Annotated in this window: 26 protein-coding genes; 16 read left to right on the top strand and 10 right to left on the bottom strand. The window is 72.1% G+C overall.

Going from position 1 to position 24084, the window contains the following annotated elements; genetic code table 11:
• Positions 1-187 precede the first annotated feature (187 nt).
• Positions 188-1081, top strand: coding sequence for a glycosyltransferase family 2 protein (locus tag FDO69_RS29010; protein ID WP_104783566.1), 894 nt, complete (start codon positions 188-190; stop codon positions 1079-1081).
• A gap of 490 nt (positions 1082-1571) precedes the next feature.
• On the top strand, positions 1572-3884 hold the full coding sequence (locus FDO69_RS29005) for an AfsR/SARP family transcriptional regulator (protein ID WP_442802783.1): 2313 nt from the start codon (positions 1572-1574) through the stop codon (positions 3882-3884).
• Here the strand turns inward: FDO69_RS29005 and FDO69_RS29000 are convergent.
• Complete coding sequence (locus tag FDO69_RS29000; protein WP_104783563.1) at positions 3866-5557, bottom strand: bifunctional 3'-5' exonuclease/DNA polymerase; 1692 nt, start codon at positions 5555-5557, stop codon at positions 3866-3868. The two genes, FDO69_RS29005 and FDO69_RS29000, sit on opposite strands and share 19 nt — an antisense overlap.
• Before the next feature lie 54 nt (positions 5558-5611).
• Positions 5612-6352: a Clp protease N-terminal domain-containing protein gene (locus tag FDO69_RS28995; RefSeq protein ID WP_104783560.1), complete on the bottom strand. Its 741-nt coding sequence runs from the start codon at positions 6350-6352 to the stop codon at positions 5612-5614.
• 97 nt (positions 6353-6449) lie between these two features.
• Here FDO69_RS28995 and FDO69_RS28990 point away from each other — a divergent pair, with 97 nt between their 5' ends.
• A complete protein-coding gene (locus tag FDO69_RS28990) occupies positions 6450-7562 on the top strand; it encodes a DUF2786 domain-containing protein (protein WP_104783557.1) in 1113 nt (370 codons plus the stop codon).
• 25 nt (positions 7563-7587) lie between these two features.
• Here FDO69_RS28990 and FDO69_RS28985 read toward each other — a convergent pair whose 3' ends face one another.
• The 4 genes from FDO69_RS28985 to rpmB form a co-directional block, all read right to left on the bottom strand.
• Positions 7588-8115 (bottom strand): DUF4232 domain-containing protein, encoded by a 528-nt coding sequence (locus FDO69_RS28985; RefSeq protein WP_104783554.1) that lies wholly within the window; start codon positions 8113-8115, stop codon positions 7588-7590.
• A gap of 281 nt (positions 8116-8396) precedes the next feature.
• On the bottom strand, positions 8397-8924 hold the full coding sequence (locus tag FDO69_RS28980; protein ID WP_420878555.1) for a hypothetical protein: 528 nt from the start codon (positions 8922-8924) through the stop codon (positions 8397-8399).
• 114 nt (positions 8925-9038) lie between these two features.
• The gene (rpsN, locus tag FDO69_RS28975) at positions 9039-9344 is read right to left on the bottom strand and encodes a 30S ribosomal protein S14 (RefSeq protein WP_104783548.1); all 306 of its coding nucleotides are present in this window, start codon (positions 9342-9344) and stop codon (positions 9039-9041) included.
• Positions 9344-9580, bottom strand: a complete 237-nt coding sequence (gene rpmB / locus FDO69_RS28970; protein WP_104783546.1) for a 50S ribosomal protein L28 — start codon at positions 9578-9580, stop codon at positions 9344-9346. Before rpmB ends, rpsN begins: the two co-directional genes overlap by 1 nt.
• A gap of 65 nt (positions 9581-9645) precedes the next feature.
• Here rpmB and rpmG point away from each other — a divergent pair, with 65 nt between their 5' ends.
• The 5 genes from rpmG to FDO69_RS28945 all read left to right on the top strand — a co-directional run bounded on the left by rpmG (position 9646) and on the right by FDO69_RS28945 (position 12498).
• Positions 9646-9810 carry a 50S ribosomal protein L33 gene (gene rpmG / locus FDO69_RS28965; protein ID WP_104783543.1) on the top strand — a complete coding sequence of 55 codons (165 nt, stop codon included), beginning with the start codon at positions 9646-9648 and terminating at the stop codon, positions 9808-9810.
• A 2-nt stretch (positions 9811-9812) separates the two neighbouring features.
• Complete coding sequence (locus FDO69_RS28960) at positions 9813-10070, top strand: type B 50S ribosomal protein L31 (protein ID WP_104783540.1); 258 nt, start codon at positions 9813-9815, stop codon at positions 10068-10070.
• Between the two features lie 4 nt (positions 10071-10074).
• Positions 10075-11277, top strand: a complete 1203-nt coding sequence (locus FDO69_RS28955; protein ID WP_104783538.1) for a CobW family GTP-binding protein — start codon at positions 10075-10077, stop codon at positions 11275-11277.
• A 6-nt stretch (positions 11278-11283) separates the two neighbouring features.
• Positions 11284-11517 carry a 30S ribosomal protein S18 gene (gene rpsR, locus FDO69_RS28950; protein ID WP_104783535.1) on the top strand — a complete coding sequence of 78 codons (234 nt, stop codon included), beginning with the start codon at positions 11284-11286 and terminating at the stop codon, positions 11515-11517.
• Between the two features lie 762 nt (positions 11518-12279).
• Positions 12280-12498 carry a DUF397 domain-containing protein gene (locus FDO69_RS28945; protein ID WP_050810297.1) on the top strand — a complete coding sequence of 73 codons (219 nt, stop codon included), beginning with the start codon at positions 12280-12282 and terminating at the stop codon, positions 12496-12498.
• Between the two features lie 91 nt (positions 12499-12589).
• Here FDO69_RS28945 and FDO69_RS28940 read toward each other — a convergent pair whose 3' ends face one another.
• Positions 12590-13105 carry an ATP-binding protein gene (locus FDO69_RS28940; protein WP_104783532.1) on the bottom strand — a complete coding sequence of 172 codons (516 nt, stop codon included), beginning with the start codon at positions 13103-13105 and terminating at the stop codon, positions 12590-12592.
• A gap of 343 nt (positions 13106-13448) precedes the next feature.
• Between FDO69_RS28940 and FDO69_RS28930 the strand changes: the two genes are divergently transcribed.
• From FDO69_RS28930 to FDO69_RS28905, 6 genes are all read left to right on the top strand, one after another.
• Positions 13449-14273, top strand: coding sequence for a helix-turn-helix domain-containing protein (locus FDO69_RS28930; RefSeq protein WP_104783779.1), 825 nt, complete (start codon positions 13449-13451; stop codon positions 14271-14273).
• 96 nt (positions 14274-14369) lie between these two features.
• On the top strand, positions 14370-15833 hold the full coding sequence (locus FDO69_RS28925) for an aldehyde dehydrogenase family protein (protein WP_104783526.1): 1464 nt from the start codon (positions 14370-14372) through the stop codon (positions 15831-15833).
• 136 nt (positions 15834-15969) lie between these two features.
• Positions 15970-16521, top strand: coding sequence for a DinB family protein (locus FDO69_RS28920; RefSeq protein WP_104783524.1), 552 nt, complete (start codon positions 15970-15972; stop codon positions 16519-16521).
• A gap of 10 nt (positions 16522-16531) precedes the next feature.
• Positions 16532-17173: a PadR family transcriptional regulator gene (locus FDO69_RS28915; protein ID WP_104783521.1), complete on the top strand. Its 642-nt coding sequence runs from the start codon at positions 16532-16534 to the stop codon at positions 17171-17173.
• Positions 17174-17246: 73 nt separating this feature from the next.
• Entirely contained in the window at positions 17247-18197 is a 951-nt protein-coding gene (locus FDO69_RS28910) for an ATP-binding cassette domain-containing protein (protein ID WP_104783519.1), read from the top strand.
• Positions 18194-18955, top strand: coding sequence for an ABC transporter permease (locus FDO69_RS28905; protein WP_167526698.1), 762 nt, complete (start codon positions 18194-18196; stop codon positions 18953-18955). The genes FDO69_RS28910 and FDO69_RS28905 overlap by 4 nt, the downstream gene beginning before the upstream one ends.
• Positions 18956-19038: 83 nt before the next feature.
• On the opposite strand, the gene gad is transcribed toward FDO69_RS28905, so the two are convergent.
• Both gad and FDO69_RS28895 read right to left on the bottom strand, forming a co-directional pair.
• A complete protein-coding gene (gad, locus tag FDO69_RS28900; RefSeq protein ID WP_104783516.1) occupies positions 19039-20445 on the bottom strand; it encodes a glutamate decarboxylase in 1407 nt (468 codons plus the stop codon).
• 42 nt (positions 20446-20487) lie between these two features.
• Positions 20488-21774, bottom strand: a complete 1287-nt coding sequence (locus FDO69_RS28895; protein ID WP_104783513.1) for an ion channel protein — start codon at positions 21772-21774, stop codon at positions 20488-20490.
• A 99-nt stretch (positions 21775-21873) separates the two neighbouring features.
• Between FDO69_RS28895 and FDO69_RS28890 the strand changes: the two genes are divergently transcribed.
• Positions 21874-22635: a MerR family transcriptional regulator gene (locus FDO69_RS28890; protein ID WP_104783511.1), complete on the top strand. Its 762-nt coding sequence runs from the start codon at positions 21874-21876 to the stop codon at positions 22633-22635.
• A 19-nt stretch (positions 22636-22654) separates the two neighbouring features.
• On the opposite strand, the gene FDO69_RS28885 is transcribed toward FDO69_RS28890, so the two are convergent.
• A complete protein-coding gene (locus FDO69_RS28885; protein WP_104783508.1) occupies positions 22655-23020 on the bottom strand; it encodes a YbjQ family protein in 366 nt (121 codons plus the stop codon).
• Between the two features lie 135 nt (positions 23021-23155).
• On the opposite strand from FDO69_RS28885, the gene FDO69_RS28880 reads away from it, so the two are divergent.
• Positions 23156-24076: a DedA family protein gene (locus FDO69_RS28880; protein ID WP_104783506.1), complete on the top strand. Its 921-nt coding sequence runs from the start codon at positions 23156-23158 to the stop codon at positions 24074-24076.
• Positions 24077-24084 lie beyond the last annotated feature (8 nt).

The following is a 24084-nucleotide window of genomic DNA, read 5'->3' as shown; positions in this document are numbered from 1 at the left end:
GTGCCCTCACGCTAGGCAGCGCGTGCCCTGCCGCACCCGACATCCTGTGCCCGTTCCGGTCGGGTGCCGCCTGCGCCGAACGGCGTAGGGGAACCGCTGTCCGGCAGGCGTCCTTAAGACGTCCCTACCGTGAACGGCTAGCATCGCCCGTCAATCAGTCAGCTGCCGACCGGTACGAGGTGAGGACATGGGGGCGCCCAGGATCGCCGTCGCCGTGGTGACGATGGGCAACCGGCCCGACGAGGTCGACGCCCTGCTGGAGTCCGTGGCCAAACAGGACGTGCCGCCCGAGCGGATCGTCGTCGTCGGCAACGGCTGCCCGCTGCCCGACTTCGCCCAAAGACTTTCGCTGCCCGGCGAGGTCACCACCGTCGAGCTCGACGAGAACGTCGGCTGTCCCGGCGGGCGCAACGCCGCCCTGGCGCGGCTGCGGGAGTTCGGCGACATCGACGTCGTGGTGGATCTGGACGACGACGGACTGCTCGTCGACCCCGACGTGCTGCGCCGCGTGCGGGACCTGTACGCCGCCGACGATCGGCTCGGCATCGTCGGCTTCCGCATCGCCGACGAACTCGGCGAGACGCAGCAGCGGCACGTGCCCCGCCTCGGCAACTCGGACCCCCACCGGGGTGGTTACGTCACCGGTTTCCTCGGCGGCGGACACGGGCTGCGGATGGCGATGCTCGACGAGGTCGGCGACTGGCCCGCCGAGTTCTTCTTCGCGCACGAGGAGACCGACCTCGCGTGGCGGGCCGTGGATGCGGGGTGGCGGATCCTGTACGCGCCTGAGCTGCTGCTCCGGCACCCCAAGACCTCGCCCGCCCGGCACGCCATCTACTACCGGGTGAACGCCCGCAACCGGGTCTGGCTGGCCCGGCGCCGGCTGCCGCTCCCGCTCGTCCCCGTCCATCTGGGCGTGTGGGTGCTGCTCACCCTCGCCCGGAACCGTTCGGGCGCCGGGCTGCGGGCGTGGTTCGGCGGATTCGTGGAGGGCGTACGGGAGCCGGCGGGGGAGCGGCGGCCCATGCGGTGGCGGACGGTGTGGCGGCTGACCCGGCTGGGACGGCCACCCGTCATCTGACGTGCCATCCGTGATCTGACGTGCCGCCTGTGATCTGGCGTGTCGCCCGTCATTTGGCGTGCCGCCCGTGATCTGACGTGAGGCCCGTCGTTTGGCGTGCCGCCTGTGATCTGACGCGTCGGCGGAGTCCGCCTTGCCGCGGAACATGCCGCGCCGGAGAGATGGAGAGGGTCCCGGCCGTTCACCTCGCCGACCGGGACCCGGACCCGGCCGCGGCGGCGACACTCCCCCGAGTTGCGCGTCCAGACGCGCGCACCGCCGGGCCAGATCCGATGTAGTGATCACATCAGGCTTTGCCAACGGATCGCTAACATGTGGCCAACGCTTCGCCGTTGGGTCGTCCGCCGATCGGCCGGAAGTCGCCGAACCGGGGCCGAGGACGGCCAGGACATCGGCTGATCCCGACGCGGCAGGTGAGGCCGGGTGGCGGAAATCCGTCGCTCAGGGGTGGAAACCCGCCACGGCGGGGTGCACGGGGGGTAGTGGCGCGATGATGCGGTTCGGGCTGTTGGGCCCACCGGTGTTGTTCCGCGAGGATCAAGGCGGGCCCCGGAGTGACGCCATGCCTGTCGCAAGCGCGAAGTCCCGTGCCCTGCTGGCCACGTTGCTCCTCGACGCCGGACGGGTCGTCCCCGCCGAAGCGCTGGAGGACGCGCTGTGGGGCGGGGCGCCGCCCGTTTCCGCCCGGGCCTCGCTGCACAATCACATCGCCCGGCTGCGGCGGCTGCTCGACGACCCCGGACGGCTGCGCACGGTGCCGTCCGGGTATGTGCTGCGGCTCGACGCGGGCGAGCTGGACGTCCACGTCTTCGACGGACACGTCACCGCCGCGCGTGCCGCGCACACAGGCCAGGCGTGGGAGCGGGTCGTGCGCGAGTGCGCGGCCGCGCTCGGGCTGTGGCGGGGTGCGCCGCTCGCCGGGCTGCCGCCCGAGGTGGGCGGCTACGCCTTCGCGCAGCGGCTGTGCGAGGCCCGGCTGTTGCTGCTGGAGTGGCGCCACGACGCCGAGCTGGCGCTGGGCGGACCGCGGCTGCACGAGCTGGTGCCGGAGCTGGCGGCGCTGACCGCGGAGTATCCGCTGCGGGAGGTCTACCACCGGCAGCTGATGCTCGCCCTGCACCGCACCGGCCGTCAGGCCGAGGCCCTGGCCGTCCACCGGGACCTGCGGACTCGCCTCGTCGGCCGGCTCGGCATCGAACCGGGGGCCGGGGTGCGGGAAGCGCATGTCGAGGTGCTGCGGGGGGCCGTCGGCGACGGTGGTGCGGCGGAGCCGGGTGACAGCGGCAGAGTGCCGACGTGTCCGGTCGGCGGGACGTCACCCGGTGTCCAGGGTGGGCCGGTGCCTCACGTCGGGTCACCCGGTGTCCAGGGTGGGCCGGTGCCTCACGTCGGGTCACCCGGTGAATCAGGCGGGCCGGTGCCTCCCCCCGCGTCACCCAATGACCCGGGCAGGCCGGTGCCTCCCCTGGCGTCGCCCGGTGAAGTGAGCGGGTCGGTGCCTCCCCTCGCGTCACCCAATGACCCGGGCAGGCCCGTGCCTCCCCCCGCGCCGCCCACTGACCCGAGCAGGCCGGTGCCTCCCCCCGCCCAACTGCCCCTGGCTCCGACCCCTTTCGTCGGTCGCAGTGCCGTACGCGACTCCCTGCACCGCGCGCTCACGGCACCCGGCCCTCACCCCGTCGCCGTCATCAGCGGCATGGCCGGCGTCGGGAAGACCGCGCTTGCCCTGCAGGTCGCCCACCAGGTGGCGGAACGTTTCCCCGATGGGCAGTTGCACCTCGATCTGCACGGTGCCACCCCGGGCATGACGCCTCTCACTCCCGCTCAGGCGCTCACCGCGCTGCTGCGCGACCTCGGCACCGAGCCCTGCCGCATCCCCGAGCAGCCGGCCGCCGCCGCCGCGTTGCTCCGGTCGCTGCTCGCGCCGACCCGCACGCTGCTGGTGCTGGACGACGCCGCGAGCGCCGGGCAGGTACGGCCGCTGCTGCCGGGCGGTGGCGGCTGTGCGGTGATCGTCACCAGCCGTTCGCCGCTGACCGCCCTCGACGGCGCGGTCCGGTTCCCGCTGGCCCCGCTGTCGGACGAGGAGGGCGCCGAACTCCTGCGCTGCGCCTCGGGCCGCGACGGCCTGGACGGCACGGACGCCGCCCGGCTCCTCGTCGAGCTCACCGGCCGGCTTCCGCTGGCCCTGCGGGTCCTGGCCGCGCGGCTCGCCGCCCGCCGGGCTCTGACGCCCGAGATGCTCGCCGGGCAACTCGCCACCGCCGAGAGGCGGTTGTGCCACCTGGAGTACGACGACCTGAGCGTCCGCCGCTCCCTGGCCGTCGCCTACGACGCACTCGCCGCCTCTGAGCACGAGGCCGACCGGGACGCGGCCCGCACCCTGCGCGGTATCGGCACGCTCGACCTGCCCACCTACGGCGTCCCCCTTCTCGCCCGTCTCACCGGCATCGGCGAACCCCGCACCGAGGCGGCCCTCGACCGCCTCGTCGACGTGGCCCTGCTGGAGGAGACGACGTACGGCCGCTACGTGCCGCACGTCCTGGTGCGCGACTTCGCCCGTGAACGGGCCGGGGAGCGGGGCGCCGCCGACACCGCCGGCACGGCGCTGCGGTGGTACGCGGCTGTCGCCGAGCAGATCCTCGCCGCGACCGTGGGACCCGGCCGCGACCGGGACGACATCCCTCCTGGCGGACCACGGGCCGGCAGCCGGCGCCACGGCGCCGCGCGACCTCCGGGCGTCCCCGATGGTCGCGCCGCGCGAGCTCCGGGCGTCCCCGATGGTCACTTGGCGTCGGCGTAGCACTCCACCACGGCCGTCGTGAACGGGAACCGCACCGGTGTCTGACCGAAGGTCAGCCGCCCGGCCAGGGCCGCCGCCTCGCGGATCGCCGCCACGACCGCCTCGGCCTCCTCCGCGGGACAGTGCACGATCACCTCGTCGTGCTGGAAGAAGACCAGCTCGGCCGCCAGCTCGGCGCAGGTCCTGCGCAGCGCGGCGAGCAGCAGCAGCGCCCAGTCGGCGGCGCTGCCCTGGACGACGAAGTTGCGGGCGAAGCGGCCGCGGGCGCGGGCGTTGGTGGAGGCGTAGCCGGGCACCCACGCGGCGCTGTCGTCGGACTGGTCCGCCTCGGCGGCCGGGATGCCCGCTTCCTCGGTCGCGTCGTCCGTCCCCCGGGCGGCCGGCGGACAGGTCCGGCCGAGCCAGGTCCGCACGAGCCGGCCCTCCTCACCGGCCCGGGCCGCGTCGTCGACGTAGGCCACGGCTCTGGGGAAGCGGCGTCTGAGTGCCGCGAGGTTCTTCAGGCCGTCGCCGGAGGTCTGGCCGTAGACCGCGCCGAGCACGGCGAGTTTGGCCTGGGAGCGGTCGCCGGAGAAGGCCCGGTCGGAGACCGACTGGTAGAGGTCGCTCTCCCGCCCGGCCACTTCCATCAGGCCCGGGTCGCGGGAGATCGCGGCGAGGACGCGCGGTTCCATCTGGTCGGCGTCGGCGACGACGAGCCGCCAGCCGGGGTCGGCGACCACGGCCCGCCGGATCACCTTCGGGATCTGGAGCCCGCCCCCGCCGTTGGTGACCCAGCGGCCGGTCACCGTCCCGGCCGCGAGGAACTCGGGCCGGAAGCGGCCCTCGCGGACCCAGTCCTGCAGCCACGACCAGCCGTGGGCGACCCAGATGCGGTACAGCTTCTTGTACTCCAGGAGGGGTTTCACGGCCGGATGGTCGACCGTCTCGATCTCCCACCTACGGGTCGAGGAGACCTTGATGCCGGCCTGCGCGAAGGCCTTGACCACGTCGGCGGGCAGGTCGGGGCGGACCCGGCGGCCGAACGCGGTGGACACCTCCTCGGCCAGTTCGGCCAGCCGGCGGGGCTCGCCGCCGCCCGCGTACCGCTCGCCCAGCAGGTCGTGCAGAAGCGTGCGGTGCACCTCGGCGCTCCAGGGCAGCCCGGCGCGGTTCATCTCGGCCGCCACCAGCATGCCCGCCGACTCGGCGGCCGTGAGCAGCCGCATGCGGTCGGGGTGCTCGGCGCTGTCGTGCCGCCGCTGCTGCTCGGCGTACACCGCGAGGAGGTCCGCCAGGGGCAGGTGGACGCCCTGAGGCTCGAACAGGGACGACTGGGATCCCGGTTCCGCGGACCGCTGCGGCGGATCGGGCGGTACGGGGCCGCCGCGCAGCCGGGCCAGGGCGGCCGCGGCCGAGCGTGGTTCCCCGTACCGCCCCTCGTGGCCGAGGAGGAGCGTCTCGGCGGCCTCGATGTCGTAGCACCGCTCGACTCGCACCCCCGTGACGAGCAGGCGCGGGTAGACCTCGGCGGTGGACCGCCACACCCACCGCGTGACGCCGGGACGGCTCCGCACGGCCTCGGCGGGATCCGCCTCCCGCCGCACCGGTCCGGCGGGCAGCCCGTCGGGGCCGAGGGGGGCGACGTCCACGCCACCGTCCTCGGCCGGGGCGAGCGCCCATCGGTCGGCCATGCGGTGAGTGTGACAGGGGGGTCTGACAACGCCCCCTGTCGCCGCCGACCAGGGTCAGGACTCGTCCAGCACGTTCTCCTGTGCCTGCGCGATCTTCTCCAGCACCCTGGCCACGTACTGCTCGGTCCGCTCCTTGCCGATGCCCAGGCCGCTGAGGACCCCCTGGCCGTTCTCGTGCTCCAGCAGGGCGAGCAGGATGTGCTCGGTGCCGATGTAGTTGTGGCCGAGGCGCAGGGCCTCGCGGAAGGTGAGTTCCAGGACCTTCTTGGCGGCCGGGCCGTACGGCACGAGTTCCGGGGCGTCCTCGACGGCCTGCGGGAGCGCCGCCGTGGCCGCCGCGCGGACCGCGTCGAGCGAGACCCCCTGCTCGACGATCGCCTTCGCGGCGAGTCCCTCCGGTTCGGCCAGCAGTCCGAGGACGAGGTGTTCGGGCAGACCCTCGGCGTTGTGCGCGGCCTTGGACGCGTTGTGCGCCGCCATGACCACGCTGCGGGCGCGCGGCGTGTACCGGTTGAAGCCCTGGCTCGGGTCGAGATCGGCCGACTCCTTGGGCACGAACCGCTTCTGCGCGGCCTGCCGGGTGACGCCCATGCTCTTGCCGATGTCGGTCCAGGAGGCGCCGGAGCGCCGGGCCTGGTCGACGAAGTGGCCGATCAGGTGGTCGGCCACGTCGCCCAGGTGGTCCGCGGCGATCACCGCGTCCTGGAGCTGGTCGAGCGGCTCCTCGTGGACCTTCTTGATGGCCGCGATGAGGTCGTCGAGACGGATGGATGACGTGGTGTCGGGGTTCGTCATGTGTCAACCGTAGGTTGCGCTACGAGGACTGTCAACCACAGGTTGACATTCTGCCGCGGGTTCCGGGCCGGACGTGACGGCGTGGCACCATCGGCCCGTGAGTACGTCCAGCACCGTCGACCGCGCGTTCGCAGCGGCCCTCTACGAGACCGGCGAGACGGCCCTCGACACCGGCGCCTCCCTGCTCGCCTCCGACCCGGCGGCGGACCCCGAACTCGACCGGCGGGGACAGGAGTTCGTGGCGGCGGCCTGGCGGCGCGGCTGGCAGCCGGCCGACGTCGTACGGATCGTCCGGCGCGAGCTGGACGATGTCCACGTGCTCCTCGTGGCCGCGCTGATCCGCGCACAGGCCCCCGGCGACGGCCCCCGGGGCCGCCGCTGGAACGGGCAGCTCGCCGACCTCCCCGCCGACGCCCCGCCCCGCACCGACCGCTTCTCGTACGCCACGGCCGTGCTGGAGCTGTACCGGCTGCTGCTGCGGCTGCCGCCCCTGGAGGCCCTCGACGAGACGCCCGGGGCGGCGCCCGGGAAGACCGGCGCCGAGTCGCGGATGCTCACCCGCATCCGCGCCCTGCTGGCCAAGGCGGAGGCGACCGGGTTCCCGGAGGAGGCGGAGGCGCTCAGCGCCAAGGCGCAGGAGCTGATGGCACGGCACAGCGTCGACGAGGCGCTGCTCGCGGCGAGGGCACCCTCGCCGGACACACCAGGGGCCTGCCGGGTCGGGGTCGAGCCGCCGTACGAACAGACCAAGGCGGTGCTGCTGGACGCCGTCGCCGGCGCCAACCACTGCCGGGCGGTGTGGAACGAGCCGCTCGGCTTCTCCACCGTCGTCGGCTTCGAGGCCGACCTGGAGGCGGTCGAACTCCTCTACACCTCACTCCTGGTGCAGGCCACGACCGCGATGACCAGGGCGGAGGCCGCACAGAGGACCGGTGGCCGCAAGCGCACCAAGACGTTCCGGCAGTCGTTCCTCGCGGCCTACGCCCATCGCATCGGCACCCGGCTGGCGGCAGCCGCCGAGACCCAGGTGACCGACGATCTGCTGCCCGTCCTCGCCTCCCGGGAGGTCGCCGTCACCGGGCGGCTGGAGCAGATGTTCCCGGAGACGACCACGACCCGGCTGCGCGGGGTGCGCGACGAGGAGGGCTGGACGCAGGGCGCGCAGGCGGCGGACCGGGCCCAGGTCCGCCGCCGGCCGCCCCTGCGCTGACCTGCCGTCAGCGCCCTCGGCGCCGTCAGTCGCCCGAGGTCTCGAAGCCGCTCACCGAGGGCTTCTTGTCCGCCGCCCAGGCGACCTCGCCGTACGACCACTTCAGCTCGTGCGCCGTCCTGGTGTCGCCGGGCAGGGTGAAGGACGCCTTGCGCACGGCGAGGCTCTCCGCGGAGCCCGCCTCCCCCCGGACGTAGGTGATGGTGAAGGACGTGGTGCCGCCCTTCCCGAGGGTCAGCGACTGGGCCTTCGCGCCCTCGTCCGGGGAGACGGACGTCGTCTTGTCGTCGGCCAGCAGGTCCACGCCGGGGAAGCCCTTCAGCGTGCACTGTGCGCCCTTGTTGGTGAGCGTGACGGTGACGGTGCCGGTGTCCCCGGCGGCCGGGGCGGCCCCGGCACCGACCTCGACGCCCATGTCGCCGAGCGCGCAGGCCGAGTCGCTGGGCCGGTCCGCGTTCTTGACGTCATCACCACCGGCCTTGTCATCGCTGCAGCCGGTCAGCAGGACCGTCGCGGCGAGGGCGGCGGCCAGGGGGAGGGGGTAGGTGCGCATGAGGTCCTCTGGACGTGTCGAACGAAAGCGGCATCGGGCCCCTGGATCATCACGCACCCGGGCACCGCACGGCCACGCACCCCCTGCGATTCCCCCGAACGCCGGACTCCGGGCCGTACGCGTGGTAATCCGCGGAATCGCGCGCCCCGCCCCCCTCCCAGCGCCGGACTCCGGAACGTACGCGTGATGATCCGCGCAATCGCGCGCCCCGCCCTCGCCCAGCGCCGGACGGGCCGCGGTGCCCGTAGGCGATCCGTGGCCTTCCGTCCGGGGGTGGTGTGTCAGCCGAGGCTCGCCGTCGGCAGGCCCGTCGGGAGCTTGCCGCCCTCGGCCTTCCGGTAGGTCTCCGTACCGAGGCCGCCCTCCCAGGTGACCTTCAGGCTGGTCTTGTTCACCGAGTCGACCATGCCGGTCGCCCGGTCCTTGGAGCCGTCCGTGCACTTCAGGCGGATCATCCGCATGCCGGACTCCTCGCCCGCGGTGCCGCTGCACACGCTGCCGCCGGTGGCGAACAGCGCCGCCTGCTTGCCGGTGATCACCAGGGCCACGGCCTTGCCGCCGGTCGTCGAGAGCCAGCTGCCCGCCAGCGCACCGCCGGACGTCTCGTCGGAACCGGAACCGGAACCGGAGCCGGAGTCTGAGCCCGCCGGGGTGGACGCCGAGGCCGACGGGGAGGGGGCGGCGGACGAGTCGTCGCCCGAGTCGCCGCCGCTGCTGCACGCGCTCAGCACGAGCGCGGCCGCCAGCCCCGCGGCCGCCGCGGCGACGCGCACGGCGCCGGAGCGGCGCGAGAAGATCACCGAAGTCACTGCAAGCCCCCAAGCTGTAGCCGGCCGGCCGGCCCGGACGGCACCGGCCGGCCCCGTGGCCGGAACGACCGCAGCAAGCTACCAGGGCCCGTCAAGAGCCCTCGGGAACGCCTCTTACCAGGACGACTTGCGCACGCCGGGCAGATAGCCCGCGTGCGCCTGCTCCCGCAGACTCACCCGGGACAGCCCGAACGTCCGGAAGTAGCCGCGTGGCCGGCCGTCCACCTGGTCGCGGTTGCGTACGCGCGTGGCGCTCGCGTCGCGCGGCTGCCTGCGCAGCTCCGCCTGCGCGGCGAGCCGTTCGGCCTGAGTCGACGACGGCCGCCGGATGATCTCCTTCAGCTCGGCCCGCCGGGCGGCGTACCGCGCGACGACCTCCTGCCGCCTGTCGTTCTTCGCGATCTTGCTCTTCTTCGCCATCAGATCCTCACTCCCCGGGCGCGGATCCGGGCGACGGCCGCCTCGATCCCGATCGTGTCGACGGTATTGATGCCCTTGGTGCTGAGCCGGAGCCGGACGTACCGGCCCTCGCTCGGCAGCCAGTAGCGCTTGGACTGGATGTTGGGGTCGAACCGGCGCGACGTGCGGCGGTGGGAGTGGGAGATGCGGTTGCCGAAGCCCGGCTGTGCGCCGGTCAGCATGCAGTGCGCGGACATGGGTGGTGACGTACCTCTCTGCCTCGTACTGTGGAAATGGATTTCATTTTCAGTATCATAGCGGCATGGCACGCAACGAACTCCGTCCGGTCATCAAGCTCCGGTCCACCGCCGGGACCGGCTTCACCTACGTGACCCGCAAGAACCGCCGCAACGACCCGGACCGCATGGCCCTGCGCAAGTTCGATCCGGTCGCCGGCCGTCACGTCGACTTCCGAGAGGAGCGCTGACCATGCGCCAGGGAATCCACCCGGAGTACGGCCCCGTCGTCTTCCGCGACCGTGCCGCGAACTACGCCTTCCTCACCCGCTCGACCCTTTCCGCCACGGCGGGCGAGAGGACGATCGACTGGGAGGACGGCAACACCTACCCGGTCGTCGACGTCGAGATCTCCGACGTCAGCCACCCCTTCTACACCGGCACCGCCCGCGTCCTGGACACCGCCGGCCGCGTGGAGCGCTTCGAGCGCCGGTACGGAAAGAAGGGCTGATCGCGTGGCTGTCCCCCCTGGGCTCCCCGTCGTGATCGTCGGAGGGCTGCACGCCGACGCCCGCAGGGCGGCCGTCGCGCGGCTGCTCGCCGACGTGCCCGGCAGTGTCGTCCTCCACCACGACCTGGCGACGGCCGCCGCGGGCACGGTCGTACGGACCATCCGGGACGCCTCCGGTGTCCTCGACGCGGGGGAGGCACCGCTCGTCAACGACTGCGCGTGCTGCGCCCTGCGCGAGGACCTGGTACCGGAGCTCGAGCGGCTGCGGGACGCCGGATCCACCCGGCTGGCCGTCGTCGAGCTGTGGGACTCCGTCGAGCCCAAGGCCATGGCCGAGGTCGTCACGGCGGGCGGGCTCACCGTCACCGGCGTGATCACCGCCGTCGACCCGGCCCTGGTCCTGCCGTACCTCGGCAACGGCGACGACCTGGCCGACGCCGGTCTCGCCGCCGCCGCGACCGACCAGCGCACGATCGCCGACACCTTCGCGCGCCAGCTCGAGTACGCCCCCGTCCTCGCCGTCGCCGACTCCCCGGAGGCCGACGACGAGGACCGCGAGCTGCTCGCGCAGCTGCACCCGACGGCCCGCTTGGCCCCGGTCGGGCAGGGAGCCCCAGCGGACCGGGCCGACGACGGCCTGACCGTGCCGACCCCGCGCAGGCGTCCGCTCTCGCCCCTGGCCGAGGCCGCCCTGGCCGGCTTCGATGTCGAGGCGGCCGCCGCCGCCCAGCACCCGGCCTGCGCGCTGCTCCCCGCCGAGGCCGACGCGCACGGCGTCTCCACCCTGGTGTGGCACCGGCGCCGCCCCTTCCACCCGGAGCGGCTGTACGCCGCGCTGGAGGATCTGACCTGCGCGGCCGCCCGCAGCCGGGGCCGGTTCTGGCTCGCCGACAAGCCCGACACGCTGTTCCACTGGGACGCGGCGGGCGGGGCCCTGTGCGTGGAGAGCGTGGGCCCCTGGCTGGCGTCCCTTCCGGACGCGGCCTGGGAGATGGTCCCGCCGGTGCGCCGCGCCGCCGCCGCGCTGGACTGGCACCCCGAGCACGGGGACCGCGGCCAGCACCTGGTCTTCACCTCGCCCGGCCTCGACCGGGACGGCCTGGCACGGCTGCTGGAGTCCTGCCTGCTGACCGACGCCGAGTACGCCGCCGGCCCCGACGCCTGGCAGAGCCTGCCGCACGCCTTCGACACCCTCCTGGAGGTCTGACCCGCCATGCCCCGCAAGCCCGACCGCAAGCCCGCCAAGGACCGGCCCAACCCCCTGTACCAGGACGGGATCACGTACATCGACTACAAGGACACCGATCTGCTGCGGAAGTTCATCTCCGACCGCGGCAAGATCCGAAGCCGCCGCGTCACCCGGGTGTCGTCCCAGCAGCAACGGCAGCTGGCCAGGGCCATCAAGAACGCACGCGAGATGGCGCTCCTGCCGTACGCCGGCCGCTGAGCCCGTCCGGCCGCGATCGGCGCGGAGTACCGGGAGGAGCGGGCGCTGCGCGAGGCGGCGCAGGGGGTGAGGTTCCCCACGCTTGACGGGTGGGGGACCTTTCGCCCGTGCCGTGGCCGGGCCGGAGTCCGCCGACGGCCGTCCGGCGTCGGGGCGCGCGGCGGGTCCTCAGGGCCGGGCCGGACGCAGGTCGGACCGGCCGCGCGGCGGCATCGTCGCGAGCCGTGCCGGGGCGCTCCGGGACGCGGGTCGCGCAGGTCGACGGGCGCCGCGAGACGAGCGGGTGTCCGGCGTTGGTCCGAGCCGGGCACCGGCCATACGGACGACCCCGGCCTCCTGCGACCGGCCCATTTCTCCTCGTCCTCGCAGGCCACGGCCGCCTTCCGGATGCGGGTCGGTCGGCCGAACGCCCTTCGCACGGCCGTGCGTCTCAGCTCCCGCTTCTCCGGTGCGGCACCCGCGCCGCCGCCTCGGCCCGCCGCCGAGCGGATGCTCCGCCTCCACCGGACCTCCCCGAACCGGGCCACTTCGGCGCAGGCCGCAGGGAACGAGAGGTGGGGACGAGCCGTCAAACAGTCGAGAGCTTCGGTCAAGCGGTCGTCAAAGCTGTAACCGCAGGACCACCCCGCGTGCACGTGCATCTGCCCATGCATCTGCACATGAACAGGGCTATGATCCGGGTCAGTTGACCACTGCACCAATGGCCACACCAGCCAGTGCACCATCGGGGAGCGACCTGTGGACCACGACGTGTACAACGGTATGGCGGCCGCCGGACTGCGCGGTGTGGCCTGGCAGAAGAGTCGGCACAGCAATTCGCAGGGCTCGTGTGTGGAGTTCGCCCGACTGCCGGGCGGTGACGTGGCCGTGCGCAACTCGCGCTTCCCCGATGGCCCCGCGCTGGTCTACACCCGTGCGGAGATCGAGGCGATGCTGCTCGGCGTGAAGGACGGCGAGTTCGACCACCTGGTCGGCGGCTGAGGCTCCGCCCGCCCCGGCGAAAACGGGGCGATCCGCCCTCAGCGCGCGGTGACGCGCGTAGAACCGCGACGCGAGAATGCGCCGCGGTCTCTCATTCCCCGCAGGGTCGTGAACCGGCGTGCGGCAGCCGGAACAGCGCCCAGACCACCTTGCCGTCGAGCGCGCCCGCGAGCGGGTGCCAGCCCCAGCTGTCGCTGAAGGAGTCGACGAGGAACAGCCCGCGGCCCGACTCGGCCGAGAAGTCGTCGGTCTCCCGGGCGACCGGACTGTCGTGACTGGGGTCGCGTACCGCGCACACCAGCCGCTCGGCCCACCGCATCAGGTGCAGCCGCACGGGGGGTTCGCGGTCGCCGGTGCACGCGTTGCCCGTCGGCAGGCCGTGGCGCAGCGCGTTGGTGACGAGTTCCGAGACCACCAGGCAGACGTCGTCGAACCGCTCGCCCATGTCCCACTGGTCGAGGGTCCCGCGGGTGAACCGCCGTGCCTCGCGCACCGCTTCGTAGCGGGCGGGAAGGGCGCAGGAGGCGGCGTCGGACACGGCCGCTGGATCCAGCGGCGGAAGGCCCTGCCGTAACGGCTCGAGCATGGTCGATCCATTCGTCCCCATGCGAGGCACTCCCGGGAATTCGCGGTCGGTGCGATGCGGCGGTGGTGCGGGACCATGGTTTCGGATGCGTACAGCAGATGCAAGGGCAGATGCACGTGCACGTGACCGGAATGCGATGTCCCGTACCGGTTGTTGGGAAATTTTTCCGTCATCTTCGCGTCGCTCTTTGGCCGTTCACTTGCCTTCTTCTTGCTCCCGCGCGCGAGCGTCGACCGTCTCGATTCCGTTTCCGTAACCGGACGAGTACAGCTCGGAGTGTTTTAGTGGCAGACTGCGGCCCCTGAAGACGTTGGGGAGGCTGGCGAACGTGAGCGCGGGAGAGCCGGGATCGGTGGTGCGGCGCATGCTGCTCGGATCACAACTCAGGCGACTGCGTGAGGCGCGGGGCATCACGCGCGAGGCGGCGGGCTATTCGATCCGCGCCTCCGAGTCGAAGATCAGCCGGATGGAGTTGGGCCGGGTGAGCTTCAAGACCAGAGACGTCGAGGACCTGCTCACCCTGTACGGCATCACGGACGAACAGGAACGCGCCTCCCTGCTGTCGCTGGCGAAGGAGGCCAATGTCGCCGGGTGGTGGCACAGCTACTCGGACGTGCTGCCCAGCTGGTTCCCGACCTACGTCGGCCTGGAGGGCGCGGCCTCGCTGATCCGGGCGTACGAGGTGCAGTTCGTGCACGGTCTGCTGCAGACCGAGGCATACGCCCACGCGGTGGTCCGGCGGGGCATGCAGGGGGCGAGCGAGGCCGACGTCGAACGCCGCGTGGCGCTGCGGCTGGAGCGGCAGAAGTACCTCTTCGACGAGCGCGCGCCCGACTTCCACATCATCCTGGACGAGGCCGCCCTGCGCCGCCCGTACGGCGACCGCGAGGTGATGCGGGGCCAGCTCCAGCACCTCATCGAGATCTCCGAGCGGCCCAACGTCCGGCTCCAGGTGGTGCCGTTCAGCCTCGGCGGCCACTCCGGCGAAAGTGGCGCGTTCACGATCCTCAGCTTCCCGGAGTCCGACCTGTCGGACGTCGTGTACCTGGAGCAGCTCACCAGCGCGCTGTACCTGGACAAGGCCGAGGACGTCGCCCAGTACGAGAAGGCGCTCAAGGAGCTCCAGAGCGACAGCCCGGGCCCGTCGGAGAGCCGGGACCTTCTGCGGGGCCTCCTCCAGCTCTCCTGAAGTACTCCTCCAACTCGCCTGAAACATCAGTACGATGACGTGTGATCAGATCGTGAAGGCGCGATCAGGGGTCTGCCAGGGATCGAGGGATCACACATGTCGTCGTCCTGCTTCACCGACCTTGCACAGCAGTACATCGACGGTGAGTGGCGCCCGGGTACCGGTTCCTGGGACATCATCGACTTCAACCCGTACGACGACGAGAAGCTCGCGTCGATCACCATAGCCACGGTCGACGAGGTCGATCAGGCGTACCGGGCGGCGGCCCGCGCCCAGAAGCGGTGGGCCGCGACCAACCCCTACGCCCGCCGGGCGGTCTTCGAGAAGGCGCTGCGCCTGATCGAGGAGCGCGAGGCCGAGATCGCCGAGGCCATCATCGCCGAGCTCGGCGGCACGCGCCTGAAGGCCGCCTTCGAGCTGCACCTCGCCAAGGAGTTCCTGCGCGAGGCGGTCCATCTGGCGCTGGCCCCCGAGGGCCGGATCATCCCGTCGCCGGTGGACGGCAAGGAGAACCGCGTCTACCGCGTGCCGGTCGGTGTCGTGGGTGTGATCAGCCCCTTCAACTTCCCGTTCCTGCTGTCGATCAAGTCCGTCGCCCCGGCGCTCGCGCTCGGCAACGCCGTGGTGCTCAAGCCGCACCAGAACACGCCGATCGTCGGCGGCTCCCTGGTCGCGAAGCTCTTCGAGGACGCGGGGCTGCCCGGCGGTCTGCTGAACGTCGTCATCACCGACATCGCGGAGATCGGCGACGCCTTCATCGAGCACCCGGTCCCCAAGGTCATCTCCTTCACCGGCTCCGACGCGGTCGGCCGGCATGTGGCGACCGTCTGCGCCCGGCTGTTCAAGCGCTCCGTCCTCGAACTGGGCGGCAACAGCGCGCTGGTGGTCCTCGACGACGCCGACATCGACTACGCCGTCGACGCGGCGGTCTTCAGCCGCTACGTCCACCAGGGCCAGGTCTGCATGGCCGCCAACCGGGTCCTCGTGGACCGTTCGATCGCGGACGAGTTCACCGAGAAGTTCGTCGCCAAGGTGAAGACCCTCAAGGCGGGCGACCCGCGCGACCCGGAGACCGTCATCGGCCCGGTCATCAACTCCTCGCAGGCGGACGCCGTCTCCGGTGTGGTCGAGCAGGCCCTCGCCGAGGGCGCCACGGCCCTGGTGCGCGGTGGGCGGACCGACAACCTCGTCGAGCCGTCGGTGCTGACCGACGTCCCCGCCGACTCGGCGCTGCTGCGCCAGGAGGTCTTCGGGCCGGTCGCCTTCCTCGTCCCGTTCGACGGCGAGGAGGAGGCCGTACGGCTCGTCAACGACACGCCCTACGGCCTGAGCGGTGCCGTCCACACCGGGAACGTCGATCGGGGTGTGGCGTTCGCCCAGCAGATCGACACGGGCATGTTCCACGTCAACGACGGCACCGTGCACGACGAGCCGATCGTCCCCTTCGGCGGTGAGAAGCACTCGGGCATCGGCCGGCTCAACGGCGACACCATGCTCGACTCGTTCACCACGACCAAGTGGATCTCGGTGCAGCACGGCCGGAGCAGGTTCCCGTTCTAGAGCCTTCCGTTCCAGAGCCTTCCGTTCCAGAGCCTTCCGGCGCGCGGGCCCTTGCGGACAGAACCTGACCGCAAGGGTACGTAGCTTGGTCGGTGTCAGGGGGAGAGGCCCCCGGTCCCGGTGAAAGGCGGCGGTCATGGTCACTCACGTTCCGGCGGAGGCACACGGCGACGAGCGCGGAGCGCTCCTGTCCTTCATCGCCGAGCAGCGCGGCGGCGTGCGCCGGGCCGTGCTCGGGCTGACGGACGAGCAGGCGGGCTCCCGCCCCAGCGCCAGTGAGCTGTCCCTGGCCGGGCTGGTCAAGCACGTCGCCGAGGTCGAGCAGATGTGGGTCTCCCTGGCCAAGGGCGAGCCGCCGGCCATCGTGCGGGACCGGACCAACTGGCACGAGTGCTTCCAGCTGGTCGAGGGCGAGACCGTCGCGTCGCAGCTGGCCTACTGGGAGAAGGTCGCCGCCGAGACCGAGGCCTACATCCGCTCGGTCCCGAGCCTCGACGACACGTTCGCGCTGCCGGCCCAGCCCTGGTTCCCGCCGGACGGCCGGGTCTCCCACCGCTGGCTCTGCTTGCACCTCATCCGCGAGACGGCGCGGCACGCCGGTCACGCCGACATCATCCGCGAGTCCCTGGACGGCAGGACGGCCTTCGAGCTGGTGGCCGAGGAACAGCGGGTGGTGGCCGAGGCATAGCCTTGGCCGCATGTCAACGATCCGCCTCCTCGTGCTCGGCGCGGTCCGTATGCACGGGCGGGCCCACGGCTACCAGGTGCGCAACGACCTGGAGTACTGGGGCGCGCACGAGTGGTCCACGGCCAAGCCCGGCTCGATCTACCACGCGCTGAAGCAGATGGCGAAGCAGGGGCTGCTGCACGCGCACGAGATCGCGCCGTCGACGGCCGGCGGTCCGCCGCGCACGGAGTACGAGATCACCGGGCAGGGGACCGAGGAGTACTTCCGGCTGCTGCGGGAGGCGCTGGTCACCTACGACCAGCGCGGGGACCTGAAGACGGCCGCCGTCGGCTTCGTCGTCGACCTGCCGCGGGCCGAGGCGGTGGCGCTGCTGAAGGAGCGGACCCTGCGGATCGAGCAGTGGCGGGCCTCCGTCCTGGAGCACTACGTGCCGGAGGAAGGGCCCGAACAGCTCGGGCACATCGGCGAGATCATGAACATGTGGGTCCACACGGCCGACTCCGAGGGGGAGTGGACCCGCGGTCTCATCGAGCGCATCGAGGGCGGCGCCTACACCTTCGCCGACGAGGGCGATCCGTTCGTCGGCGTCCTGGCCGACGGCGAGGAGAACCCGTACGCGACGGGGGAGCGGCATCCCGGGGACGAGCACTAATCAAGTTTGACGAATGGCTGGGGCAGGGTTATCTTCGAGCCTGTAGTCAAGTTTGACTAGATGGGGAGGCTTAGTGGCCGACGCGGCGATCACCGTCGAAGGCGCGGAGAAGACGTACGGCGACAAGAAGGCGCTGAACGGGCTCGACCTCACGGTCGCGCGCGGCACGGTGCATGGCGTGCTCGGCCCGAACGGCGCCGGCAAGACCACCCTGGTGAGGGTCCTGTCCACCCTGCTGCGGCCCGACGCGGGCCGGATCGAGGTGGCTGGGCACGACGTGGTGCGCGAGGCCTACGCCGTGCGGCTGCGCATCGGCCTGCTCGGCCAGCACGCCGCGCTCGACGAGGAGCTCGGCGGACGGCAGAACCTGGAGCTGTTCGGCCGGCTGCACCACCTGGGCGCGCGGCGGGCACGCGCACGTGCGGACGAACTCCTGGAGCGTTTCGGCCTGGCCGACACCGGCCGCAAGGCGGTGCGGCAGTACAGCGGCGGCATGCGGCGCCGCCTGGACCTCGCCGCGTCCCTGATCACCGAGCCGGAGGTGCTGTTCCTGGACGAGCCCACCACCGGTCTGGATCCACGCGGCCGTGCCGAGGTGTGGTCGTCCGTCCGCTCCCTGGTCGGCGGCGGCACGACGGTCCTGCTCACGACCCAGTACCTGGAGGAGGCCGACCAGCTCGCCGACCGCATCTCGGTCGTCGACGCCGGACGGGTCATCGCCGAGGGCACGGCGGACGAACTGAAGGCCGAGACGGGGGGCGACCGCATCGACGTGGTCCTGCGCGACGCCGGTCGACTGGGGGCCGCCGTCGCGCTGTTGCCGCTGACCGGGATCAGCGTCGACGCCGACCGCCGGCTGCTGAGCGCCCCGGTCACCGACCGCATGGAGGCCCTCTCCGGGGTCGTACGGGCCCTTGGGGAGGCCGGGATCGAGGCGGAGGACGTCGCCCTGCGCCGCCCGACGCTGGACGAGGTGTTCCTGCACCTCACCGGAGACGTCCGCCGAGTGAAGGAGACCGCGTGACCGCGCACGCCCTGACCGACTCCTGGACCATGACCCGCCGGGAACTCGCCCGCTGGGGACGGCAGCCGGTGCAGCTGGTCGTCAACCTGGTCTTTCCGGTGATGCTGCTGCTGATGTTCGGCTACCTCGTCGGCGGCGGCCGCGGGGTGAGTGGCGAGTACCGCGACTACCTGATCCCCGGCATGCTCGCGCTCACCATGGCCTTCGGCCTGGAGGGCACGATGCTCGCCGTCACACAGGACCTGAACAAGGGTGTCATCGACCGCTTCCGATCGATGCCGATGGCCGACGGGGCGGTGCTGGTGGGCCGTTCGGCCGCCGACATGCTGCAGTCGGCGGCGGGCCTGATGGTGCTCATCGGCGTGGGCGCCGCGCTCGGCTGGCGGCCCGGCGGCGGCCCGGCGGCCCTCCTCGCGGCCGTGGGCCTGCTGCTCCTGTTCCGGTTCGCGATGCTGTGGATCGGCATCCACCTGGCGCTGGTGGCGGGGAAGCCGGAGATGGTCCAGGCGGTGCAGATCCTTGTCTGGCCGGTCGGCTTCCTCTCCAACGCGCTGGCCGCACCCGGCTCCATGCCCGGCTGGCTGGGCACGGTCGTCGAGTGGAACCCGATGTCCCACACGGCCACGGCCGTACGGGACCTGTTCGGTGTGCCCGGCACGGAGTCCGGGCACACGTGGGCCGCGGTCGTCTGGCCCCTGGCCCTGCTGGCGGTGTTCTTCCCGCTGGCGGTGCGCAGGTTCGCGCGGCTGAGCCGCTAGGGAGTGCCCGCGAAGTCCCGGCGGGCGCCCCCTGCCCAGCCCTCGGAGCAGCCACAGACAGCCCAGAACCTAACGAAGCATTACTAGTGGTGGAAGCCGGTCGCCGCGCCCCTGTCCTCGGTCAGCGGGCGCGGCTGCCTGCGCAGGTCCGGCAGCAGCCGCTCCAAGTCCTGCGCGAGCAGATCGGCGAGGTCCGCGGAGAAACCGTTGCGGCACACCACCCGCAACACGGACAGGTCCTCCCGGTTCTTCGGGAAGGTGTACGCGGGCACCAGCCAGCCGTGCTCGCGCAGCCGCCGGGACACGTCGAAGACGTCGTACGCCGTCACGTCCGGCGCGGTCGTGAAGGCGAACACCGGCAGTTCGTCGCCCCGGGTCAGCAGCCGGAAGTCGCCGAGCGCCTCGACCCGCCCGGCCAGCTGCGTGGCCACGTCCCGCGCGGCCTGCTGGACGGCCCGGTAGCCGTCCCGGCCCAGCCGCAGGAACGTGTAGTACTGCGCCACGACCTGCGCGCCCGGCCGGGAGAAGTTCAGCGCGAACGTCGGCATGTCGCCGCCCAGGTAGTTCACCCGGAACACCAGCTCCTCCGGCAGCGCCTCCGCGTCCCGCCACAGCGCCCAGCCGACGCCCGGGTAGACCAGCCCGTACTTGTGCCCCGAGGTGTTGATCGACGCCACCCTCGGCAGCCGGAAGTCCCACATCAGGTCCTCGTCGAGGAAGGGCGCGACCATGGCCCCGGACGCCCCGTCCACGTGCACCGGGACGTCCAGCCCGGTCCGTTCCCGCAACCCGTCCAGCGCCGCGCACAGGTCCGCGATCGGCTCGTAGGACCCGTCGAAGGTGGAGCCGAGGATGCCGACCACCCCGATGGTGTTCTCGTCGCACAGCTCGGCCGCGGCCTGCGGGTCCAGGTGGAACCGCTCGCCCTCCATGGGCACCAGACGAGCCTCCACCTCCCAGAAGTTGCAGAACTTCTCCCAGCAGACCTGCACGTTCACGCCCATCACCAGGTTGGGCCGCGCCCCGGGGTAGCGGTCGGCGTTGCGCTGGGCCCAGCGCCGCTTCAGCGCCATCCCGGCGAGCATGCACGCCTCGCTCGACCCGGTCGTCGAACACCCCACGGCACTCGCCGGGTCGGGCGCGTTCCACAGGTCCGCGAGCATCGCCACACAGCGCCGCTCCAGCTCGGCGGTGCGCGGGTACTCGTCCTTGTCGATCATGTTCTTGTCCCGGCACTCCGCCATCAGCAGCCCGGCCTCCGGCTCCATCCAGGTGGTGACGAAGGTGGCGAGGTTCAGCCGGGCGTTGCCGTCGAGCATCAGCTCGTCACGCACCAGCTGGTGGGCGGTCGTCGGGGCGATGGGCTGGTCCGGGAGCCGGTGGGTGGGCGGCGCCTCGGCCATGTCGCCGAGCGGGTTGGCCGGACCGTAGAAGGGGTTGACGGACAGGCGGCGGTCGCCGGTGCGGGGGGTGCCTTCGCTGAACGGCACGGGGGCCTCCAGGGGTGGGTTCGGGTGGGGGAGGAGAAGGCGTCAGCGGACGGGTGTGCCGTCCGCGCGCAGCTGCATCTGCGGCCGGCCCGTCACCAGCAGCCAGGCCGGCAGCGAGGCGATGCAGAGGACGGCGATGATCCCGGGCGAGGCGACCAGCACCGCGGCGACGAAAAGGCTCACCCAGCCCTGCCGGGTGATGGCCAGCAGCAGTCCGAGCACGGCGGCCGCGACGCCGATCGAGGGATGCACCCCGGACACCGCGGCGTGGGCGCCCAGGCCGAGGGCGGTACCGACGAACACCGCCGGGAAGATGCGCCCGCCCCGGAAGCCGCAGGACGCGGCGACCAGCAGCGCGGCCAGCTTCACGACGGTCAGCAGGGCGTACTCCCCGGCCGACCGGCTGTCCGGGTTCTTCGCGAGCTCGGCGATCTCGTCGAGCCCCTTGAACAGCGTCAGATGGCCGCCCAGGGCCGCGAGGGCGCCCAGCACGAGGCCGCCCGCCGGGAGCATCAGCATCGGGTGGCGCAGCCGGCGGAAGGCGCCGTGCACGTAAGGGAAGGCCCGCACGGCGGCCATGCCGAGCAGCGCGGCCACCGAGGCGATCACCGCCGCCGCGAACAGGTCGCTCCAGCCCGGCCGGCCGAAGGCGGGCAGGTTCAGGTCGAAGCTGGGGTGGTCGATGAGGGTGGCGGTCAGGGCCCCGGCCGTGCCGGCGGTCAGCGGGGCGAAGACGTTGTCCCAGAGCAGTCCGCGGGTCTCCCGCACGGCCAGCGCCTCGGAGATCACCAGGGCCGCCGCGACCGGCGTGCCGAACAGGGCGCCGATCGTCGCCGCCTCGGCGAGCGCCGGCCAGACCCGGCCCGGCGCACGCGGCACGAGCCGGGCGCCCAGCCAGGCGGCCAGGGCGACGTTCACGGTGATGATGGGGTTCTCGGGGCCGAGGCTGGGCCCGCCGGCCAGCATCAGCGCGGTCACCAGCACCAGCCCCGGCAGCACGACGGGCGGCAGCACGGGGGCGTCGAGGCCGACGGTCGCCGGATCCGGGCCGGCGTGCCCCGGCGCCTTCCACACCACGAACCCGACCGCGACCCCCGTCGCGAAGAGCATCACGAACATCCACGCCACGGAGTACCTGCCGATCCCCAGCGCGTCGGGCAGCGGCCCCCAGAGCACGTCCTGGAGTTCCTCGGCGGCGACCTCGACCCCCACCAGGACCAGGCTGGACATGATCCCCACGGCGAGAGCGGGCAGGATCGTCGGCAAGAGCGTGCGGGCGGGAGTCGCGGGGGTGACGGAGGGTGCCTGCTGCGCGGAGTCCTGGACCACGCGCACACCATAAACGCCTCAAAGAGGACAAACAGGGAACACGCTTGCACCTCACGTGGCGTGAGGCCCGACCGTGGAGCACGGAAGAAGGGAGCGGAAGTGAACTACTCGGTGGGACAGGTCGCGGGCTTCGCCGGTGTCACGGTGCGCACGCTGCACCACTACGACGACATCGGCCTGCTCGTCCCGAGCGAACGCAGCCACGCGGGCCACCGGCGCTACAGCGACGCCGACCTCGACCGGCTGCAGCAGATCCTGTTCTACCGGGAGCTCGGCTTCCCCCTTGAGGAGGTCGCCGCCCTGCTCGACGACCCGGACGCGGACCCGCGCGCGCACCTGCGCCGCCAGCACCAACTGCTGACCGCCCGGATCGAGAAGCTGCGGAAGATGGCGGCGGCCGTGGAGCACGCCATGGAGGCACGCACGATGGGACTCAACCTCACGCCCGAGGAGAGGTTCGAGGTCTTCGGGGACAACGACCCGGAGCAGTACGCCGAAGAGGTGGAGGAGCGCTGGGGCGGCACCGACGAGTACGCCGACTCGCAGCGCCGCACCGCGAGCTACACCAAGGAGGACTGGAAGCGCATCCAGGCCGAGGCCGCCGACTGGGGCGAGCGCTACGGCGCCCTGATGGCGGCGGACGAGCCGCCCACCGGCGAGGCGGCCATGACCCTGGCGGAGGAGCACCGGCAGCACATCTGCACGTGGTTCTACGAGTGCTCCTACGAGATCCACCGCTGCCTCGGCGAGATGTACGTCTCCGACGAGCGGTTCAAGGCGTTCTACGAGGTGCTGCGTCCGGGCCTCGCCGAGCACCTGAGGGACGCGATCGTCGCGAACGCGGCACGTCACGCCTCCTGATCCCCGGCCCGGGAGTGCCTCACTCCCGGGTCAGGACCACCGCAGTGCCGTACGCGCACACCTCGGTGCCCACGTCGGCCGCCTCCGTCACGTCGAAGCGGAAGGCGAGGATGCCGTTGGCGCCACGCGAGCGTGCCTGCTCGACGAGCCGCTCCATGGCCTGGTTGCGGGTCTGCACCAGCGTCTTGGTGAGCCCGCGCAGCTCACCGCCGACCATCGACTTCAGCCCGGCGCCGATCTGGCTCCCCACGTGCCGGGACCGCACGGTCAGGCCGAAGACCTCGCCGATCACCTCCCGCACGTGGTAGCCGGGTACGTCGTTCGTCGTGACGACGAGAACATCGGGCTCCGGCCCCTGTCCGCCGCCGTACTCATCGATGCCCATGGTTCACAGCTTTGACCGGGACCGCGCACAGTGCATCCTGAGTACGCCCATGGAACCTGGGCCATGACGGCTGCGTTGATACGTTGAGGCAGCCAGCCCCCGCCCGTACCCCACTGCAGCAGGAGCCACATCCCCGTGACCACGCTTGCGCTCGGCCCCGAGTGGCTCAGCCCGGACTACCTGATCTCGACGTTCAGCCTGCCCGGCATCCTGCTCATCGTCTTCGCGGAGTCCGGTCTCTTCGCCTTCCTGCCGGGCGACTCCCTGCTGTTCACGGCCGGGCTCTTCGTGGCCGAGGGCACCTACATCACCCAGCCGCTGTGGCTGGTGTGCGCCCTGATCGTGCTCGCCGCCGTCCTCGGCGACCAAGTGGGCTACATGATCGGCAAGTTCCTGGGCCCGAAGCTCTTCAGCCGTCCCAGCTCCAAGCTCTTCAAGCAGGAGAACCTGGACAAGGCCCACGAGTTCATGGAGAAGCACGGCCCCAAGGCGATCGTCCTGGCCCGCTTCGTCCCCATCGTGCGCACCTTCGCCCCCATCGTGGCGGGCGCCGGCCGCATGAAGTACCGCACGTTCCTCACGTACAACGTCATCGGCGGCATCGCCTGGGGCACCGGCGTCACCCTCGCGGGTTACTGGCTCGGCCAGATCGGCTTCATCAAGAAGAACGTCGAGTCGATCCTCATCCTGATCGTCCTGCTCTCCGTCGTCCCGATCATCATCGAGTACCTGCGCGACCGCTCGAAGAAGAAGGCCGCGGCGGCCGAGGCCCCCGAGCAGTGGCAGCAGCAGCCCCCCGCCATGGACGACGCGACGACCCAGCTCCGCCGCATCACCCCCGACGGCCAGCCGCCCCACCAGCAGCCGCAGCAGCCCCCCTACGGCAACCAGAACGGCTACGACGACCAGCAGTACTACAACCAGTACCCGCAGAGCCCGGGCTACGGGCAGCAGGGCGGCCACCAGCAGCCTGCCCCGGGGTACGGCCACCAGCAGCAGGGCGGCCACCAGCAGCCGTACGGCACGCAGCAGGGGCCTTACAACAACGGCTACTGACCGACTGT

The sequence above is a fragment of the Streptomyces tibetensis genome, assembly GCF_007655005.1.
GTDB lineage: Bacteria > Actinomycetota > Actinomycetes > Streptomycetales > Streptomycetaceae > Streptomyces > Streptomyces tibetensis.
This window is presented reverse-complemented; position numbering and strand designations above follow the sequence as displayed.

Coding starts and splice junctions, on each gene's coding strand:
- FDO69_RS28995 (WP_104783560.1), bottom strand. CDS start 6,352: ATGACGAACCCCGACACCACGTCATCCATCCGTCTCGACGACCTCATC.
- FDO69_RS28920 (WP_104783524.1), top strand. CDS start 15,970: ATGGTCACTCACGTTCCGGCGGAGGCACACGGCGACGAGCGCGGAGCG.
- FDO69_RS29010 (WP_104783566.1), top strand. CDS start 188: ATGGGGGCGCCCAGGATCGCCGTCGCCGTGGTGACGATGGGCAACCGG.
- FDO69_RS28885 (WP_104783508.1), bottom strand. CDS start 23,020: ATGGGCATCGATGAGTACGGCGGCGGACAGGGGCCGGAGCCCGATGTT.
- FDO69_RS29000 (WP_104783563.1), bottom strand. CDS start 5,557: ATGGCCGACCGATGGGCGCTCGCCCCGGCCGAGGACGGTGGCGTGGAC.
- FDO69_RS28945 (WP_050810297.1), top strand. CDS start 12,280: ATGGCGGCCGCCGGACTGCGCGGTGTGGCCTGGCAGAAGAGTCGGCAC.
- FDO69_RS28940 (WP_104783532.1), bottom strand. CDS start 13,105: ATGGGGACGAATGGATCGACCATGCTCGAGCCGTTACGGCAGGGCCTT.
- rpmB (WP_104783546.1), bottom strand. CDS start 9,580: ATGTCCGCGCACTGCATGCTGACCGGCGCACAGCCGGGCTTCGGCAAC.
- FDO69_RS28915 (WP_104783521.1), top strand. CDS start 16,532: ATGTCAACGATCCGCCTCCTCGTGCTCGGCGCGGTCCGTATGCACGGG.
- FDO69_RS28930 (WP_104783779.1), top strand. CDS start 13,449: ATGCTGCTCGGATCACAACTCAGGCGACTGCGTGAGGCGCGGGGCATC.
- FDO69_RS28960 (WP_104783540.1), top strand. CDS start 9,813: ATGCGCCAGGGAATCCACCCGGAGTACGGCCCCGTCGTCTTCCGCGAC.
- FDO69_RS28925 (WP_104783526.1), top strand. CDS start 14,370: ATGTCGTCGTCCTGCTTCACCGACCTTGCACAGCAGTACATCGACGGT.
- rpsN (WP_104783548.1), bottom strand. CDS start 9,344: ATGGCGAAGAAGAGCAAGATCGCGAAGAACGACAGGCGGCAGGAGGTC.
- rpmG (WP_104783543.1), top strand. CDS start 9,646: ATGGCACGCAACGAACTCCGTCCGGTCATCAAGCTCCGGTCCACCGCC.
- FDO69_RS29005 (WP_442802783.1), top strand. CDS start 1,572: ATGATGCGGTTCGGGCTGTTGGGCCCACCGGTGTTGTTCCGCGAGGAT.
- rpsR (WP_104783535.1), top strand. CDS start 11,284: ATGCCCCGCAAGCCCGACCGCAAGCCCGCCAAGGACCGGCCCAACCCC.
- FDO69_RS28985 (WP_104783554.1), bottom strand. CDS start 8,115: ATGCGCACCTACCCCCTCCCCCTGGCCGCCGCCCTCGCCGCGACGGTC.